At 69.5% G+C, this 4,118-nt stretch carries 2 protein-coding genes and 9 tRNA genes; 9 read left to right on the top strand and 2 right to left on the bottom strand.

Going from position 1 to position 4,118, the window contains the following annotated elements; translation table 11 throughout:
* Positions 1-26: 26 nt before the first annotated feature.
* Positions 27-2,054, bottom strand: a complete 2,028-nt coding sequence (locus VFZ20_RS23585) for an amidohydrolase family protein (protein WP_329686415.1) — start codon at positions 2,052-2,054, stop codon at positions 27-29.
* Between the two features lie 149 nt (positions 2,055-2,203).
* Positions 2,204-2,884 (bottom strand): hypothetical protein, encoded by a 681-nt coding sequence (locus VFZ20_RS23590; protein ID WP_329686416.1) that lies wholly within the window; start codon positions 2,882-2,884, stop codon positions 2,204-2,206.
* A 319-nt stretch (positions 2,885-3,203) separates the two neighbouring features.
* On the opposite strand from VFZ20_RS23590, the gene VFZ20_RS23595 reads away from it, so the two are divergent.
* From VFZ20_RS23595 to VFZ20_RS23635, 9 genes are all read left to right on the top strand, one after another.
* Positions 3,204-3,276: transfer RNA gene (locus VFZ20_RS23595), tRNA-Lys, on the top strand.
* Positions 3,277-3,285: 9 nt separating this feature from the next.
* Positions 3,286-3,359 (top strand) — tRNA-Arg (locus tag VFZ20_RS23600).
* 12 nt (positions 3,360-3,371) lie between these two features.
* Positions 3,372-3,455: transfer RNA gene (locus VFZ20_RS23605), tRNA-Leu, on the top strand.
* 21 nt (positions 3,456-3,476) lie between these two features.
* A tRNA-Glu gene (locus VFZ20_RS23610) sits at positions 3,477-3,549 on the top strand.
* A gap of 30 nt (positions 3,550-3,579) precedes the next feature.
* Positions 3,580-3,653: transfer RNA gene (locus VFZ20_RS23615), tRNA-Met, on the top strand.
* A gap of 4 nt (positions 3,654-3,657) precedes the next feature.
* A tRNA-Val gene (locus VFZ20_RS23620) sits at positions 3,658-3,732 on the top strand.
* A 15-nt stretch (positions 3,733-3,747) separates the two neighbouring features.
* A tRNA-Gly gene (locus VFZ20_RS23625) sits at positions 3,748-3,820 on the top strand.
* A 13-nt stretch (positions 3,821-3,833) separates the two neighbouring features.
* A tRNA-Asn gene (locus VFZ20_RS23630) sits at positions 3,834-3,907 on the top strand.
* Positions 3,908-3,937: 30 nt separating this feature from the next.
* Positions 3,938-4,010: transfer RNA gene (locus tag VFZ20_RS23635), tRNA-Gln, on the top strand.
* Positions 4,011-4,118: the final 108 nt, after the last annotated feature.

Consider the following 4,118-nt stretch of genomic DNA (forward strand, 5'->3'; position numbering starts at 1 on the left):
TCGCACTTCCGCACTCACGCACTCCCCTACCATCCACCCCGCGGCTGCACGCCCAGCACCTGGTTCAGCTCGTCGGGGCGGTAGAACACGCCGTCCTTCATCACCATCTCCACCTTGCGCACGTCGGAGATGCGCGTCGCGGGGTCGCCGTCCACCAGCACCAGGTCCGCCAGCTTGCCGGGCGTGATGGAGCCCAGGTCCGCCTCGCGCCGCGCCACCCGCGCCGAGCCGATCGTGGCGATCTGCAGCACCTCGTTCGCGGGAATGCCGGCCATCTCGTACAGCTCCAGCTCGTGGTGCAGCGCAAAGCCCGGCATGGCGTCCGTCCCGGGGACGATGGGGATGCCCGCGCGGTGCATCATCACCGTGAGCGCCAGGAACGCGCGGAACGAGTCGCGGTAGCGCTGGTCCATCCCCTCGGGCACGGGCAGGCCGCCGCCCCGCAGGCCGCGCTGCACCTGCGCGGGGAGCCGCGACGCCACGGCCGCCAGCACGGGGTCCACCTCGCCCGCGCGGGCCGTGAACAGCTGCTTGAAGACGTTGAGCGTGGGGTCCAGCACCGTCCCCCGCTCCTTGAGCAGCGCGATGAAGTCGCGCACCTCCGGCGAGCCCAGGTCCAGCTCCGCCCCGTACTGCGCCGGCCCGCTGAAGCGCTGCGGCGTGCGCGTGTCCAGCGTGTCGCTCAGGAAGTTGAGGAACAGCATGTTGGCGTGCTGGATCTCGTCGTACCCGGCGCGCACGGCCTGGGCCGCCGTCATCCCCTCGGGGATGTGGCCGCTCACCCGCATCCCCCGGCGGTGCGCCTCCTGGGCGATGATGGGCACCAGCTCCGGCTTGAGCGAGCTGTACAGCTTGATGTGCGTGTAGCCGTGGTCCGCGTACCAGGCCACGTGCTGCCGCGCCTGCTCCGGCGTGTCGGCCCGCAGCCCCGTGGGCCCCGTGAACGGCCCCGAGCCGTCGATGAAGCCCGCCATCACCACCACGCGCGGCCCCACCTTGGTGCCCGCGTTCCACTCCGCCGCCACCCGCGGAAAGGTCGTCGTGTCGTTGGCCAGGTCGCGCACGCTCGTCACGCCGGCCGCCAGGTGCAGGGGGCCGTCCACCATCCCCAGGTGCACGTGCATGTCGAACAGGCCCGGCAGCAGCGCCTTGCCCGCCGCGTCGATCACCTGCGCGCCCTGCGGGATGGCCACGCTGCCGTCCGGCCCCACGGCCTGGATTCGGTTGCCCACGACCACCACCGTGGTCCCCGGGCGGCTGCGCCCCGCCTCGGCGTCAAAGACGTTGGCGTTGCGGAAGACGACGGGGCCCTCGGGCCGGTGCGCCAGCGTGCGCCCCATCTCCGCGCCCCACGCCGTCTCGGCCGCCTGGTCCGCCGCGAACAGGGCCGGCAGCGCCTCCTGCCACCCCTCCCGGACGAACGCCAGCCATTCGCCGCCGGCGGCGAAAAAGGCGCCCTGCTCGTCCAGCCACAGGCGGTACGGCTGAAAGCCGAAGCCGGTGATGGCGTACTGGCGAACGGTCTGCGTGCGCCCGCCCGCGCTCACCCGCAGCTCCGCGCCGGGCTCGATGCGCACGCGCCCCTCGGGCAGCAGCGACAGGGAGCGGCTGGGCGACGCCAGCAGCACCTGGGGCAGCAGGTGGCCGGGGAGCGAGGCGTCCACGGCCGCGTACCAGGCCATGCCCTCCACCTCCCGCTCGCCGCGGTCGGCGCTGTTCTCCCACACGGCGCGCCCGTCGCGCAGCGCGTAGCGCTCGCGGACGGGCGTCTTGTAGTAGTTCACGCCCTCCGCCTCGATCCACACGGGAATGCCCTGCTCGTCCAGCCGCACGCGGGTGTGGATGCTGGGCCCGCGTCCGCGGTCGTTGTATTCCATCCGCGAGTGGATGGTGCCGTCCGCGTCCTGCCAGAAGATCTCCCGCCCCGACTCGCGCCCGGCCGAGTAGGCCACGTAGCGGATGGTGTCGCCGGGCGCGGCGAGGTGCGCGGCGTGCTGGGCCGCCGCGGACAGGGGGGCCAGCGTCAGCGCCAGGGATAGCAGCCGGGTTCTCATGGGCCGGTGGGGTGCAAAGTGGAGGATGGAGATCGGCGGATGCGGGTCCGCGCGGCCCCGTACGATGCGCCGCGCGCGCCCCGCTGTCCAGCACGGCGGGCCGGACGCGGCGGCGGCGGTTCGTGTCCGCGAACGTGAGACGATCGGGATCAGCGGATGGTTGTCATGCCGCCGGGATGCTCCGCGCGGATGAACGCGCGGTCCGCCACGGCGATCCAGAACACGTCCGGCGATCCGCTGGGCGAACCGGCCTCCACCCGCCAGGCGCGCACGGCACCGCCCCGCGACGGGACGTCCTCCGGCCCCGTGACGCGCACGTCGATCCACCGCGCCACGGGCGACTCCGGCAAAAAGTACGGAATCCGCGTCGCGTATCCCTCCGCCAGCGGCAGCGCGCGGTAGATCACGTCCATGGTGGACCCCGCGAAGAGCGGCTGCTCGAACCGGCGCACCACCTCCGCCGGCTCGTCCGCCCCGTCGCGCGTGCGCAGGCGGGCCTCCGTGCCCGCGAAGGCCACCTCCAGGCGCCGGCCGCCGCCCACCCGCACCTGCGCGTGCGGGAGGAGCGTGGCCACGTCGAACGTCGTCGTGTCGGCCATGCGCAAGTTCACGCCCGCGTCAAACGCGTACTCCACCTGCCACAGGTCGCGGCCGTCCACGGTCACCCGCCGCAGCGTCTGCACGGTGGTGGCAATGGTGTCCCGCCCGCCCTGGACCACGTACATCGTGTCCGTGGAGGGCACCAGCCGCTCCGGCTGCAGGACGGGCGACTGCGCACGCAGGGCGGGCGCGCATGCAAGTGCGGCAAGGAGCAGGACGCGGAGGGGCATCGGCGGCGCGGGATGAAAGGGAGGCGGATGGATGGGCGGACCTGCCTCCACAGGATGCACGCCGCGGCGGCCCGTGTCCAGCCGCGTCAGAAATGCGCGGAACGCGGCGTTCCACCCTGGCGCTCGGGGGGGCGCCGAAGGGTTGGATCGTGGGTGATGGAAGGATGTTGGGCCGGGGGGCTTCACATCCGGGAACGATGTGCTTATATTGTGCGCCCCGCGGGTCACCAGCGACGGAGAGCCCTCCGAAAACAGGTGGCCCGCGGGGGCTTGCGCGCCGGGAGAGAGTTAGTTAACTTGTTGGCGTGCAATCGCTTAGGCACCGATAGCTCAACTGGCAGAGCAGGGGACTCTTAATCCCAAGGTTGTAGGTTCGATTCCTACTCGGTGCACTGCCGTTTGCGCCCATAGCTCAGCTGGATAGAGCGTCTGACTACGGATCAGAAGGTCGGGAGTTCGAATCTCTCTGGGCGCACTTGTTTGACATGCTCCTGTGGCGGAATTGGTAGACGCGCTAGATTCAGGATCTAGTGGGCGCAAGCTCGTGGAGGTTCGAGTCCTCTCGGGAGCACTGAAGCAGCAAAGGCCGTAAGCCCCGTTCGTCTAGTGGCCTAGGACATAGCCCTCTCAAGGCTAAAACACGGGTTCGATTCCCGTACGGGGTACTTTTTTGAAAGCAGGACCAGGGAATTTGTCGCGGGGTGGAGCAGCCTGGTAGCTCGTCGGGCTCATAACCCGAAGGTCGCGGGTTCGAATCCCGCCCCCGCTATCCTGCTCGCTTAGCTCAGCTGGTCCAGAGCGCTCGCTTCACACGCGAGAGGTCGCAGGTTCGAATCCTGCAGCGAGCACTGTTGGAATGGAGTGCGGGCATAGCTCAGTTGGTAGAGCGCAACCTTGCCAAGGTTGAGGTCGCCGGTTCGAGTCCGGTTGCCCGCTCTGTAGGTCGCAAGCCCACTTAGCTCAGTCGGTTAGAGCACCTGACTGTTAATCAGGGGGTCCCAGGTTCGAGTCCTGGAGTGGGCGCTTCGGTTTGGTTCGGTAGACGGCGGTTACTGCCCCTTGGTGTAACTGGCAACACGCCTGACTCTGGATCAGGAAAGTCCAGGTTCGAGCCCTGGAGGGGCAACTCTCAAGGTGAAAGCGCCCGGATCGCTCAGCGGTCCGGGCGCTTTCTCGTGCATCAGCCAAAAGAAAACAGCATTCTCACGCAGAGCCGCAGAGGACGCAGAGTACT

The organism is Longimicrobium sp. (genome assembly GCF_036280135.1).
Lineage (GTDB): Bacteria > Gemmatimonadota > Gemmatimonadetes > Longimicrobiales > Longimicrobiaceae > Longimicrobium.

What these genes read in the sequence shown, in the direction of transcription:
- VFZ20_RS23585 (WP_329686415.1), bottom strand. Translation starts at nt 2,054, where the DNA reads ATGAGAACCCGGCTGCTATCCCTGGCGCTGACGCTGGCCCCCCTGTCC.
- VFZ20_RS23590 (WP_329686416.1), bottom strand. Translation starts at nt 2,884, where the DNA reads ATGCCCCTCCGCGTCCTGCTCCTTGCCGCACTTGCATGCGCGCCCGCC.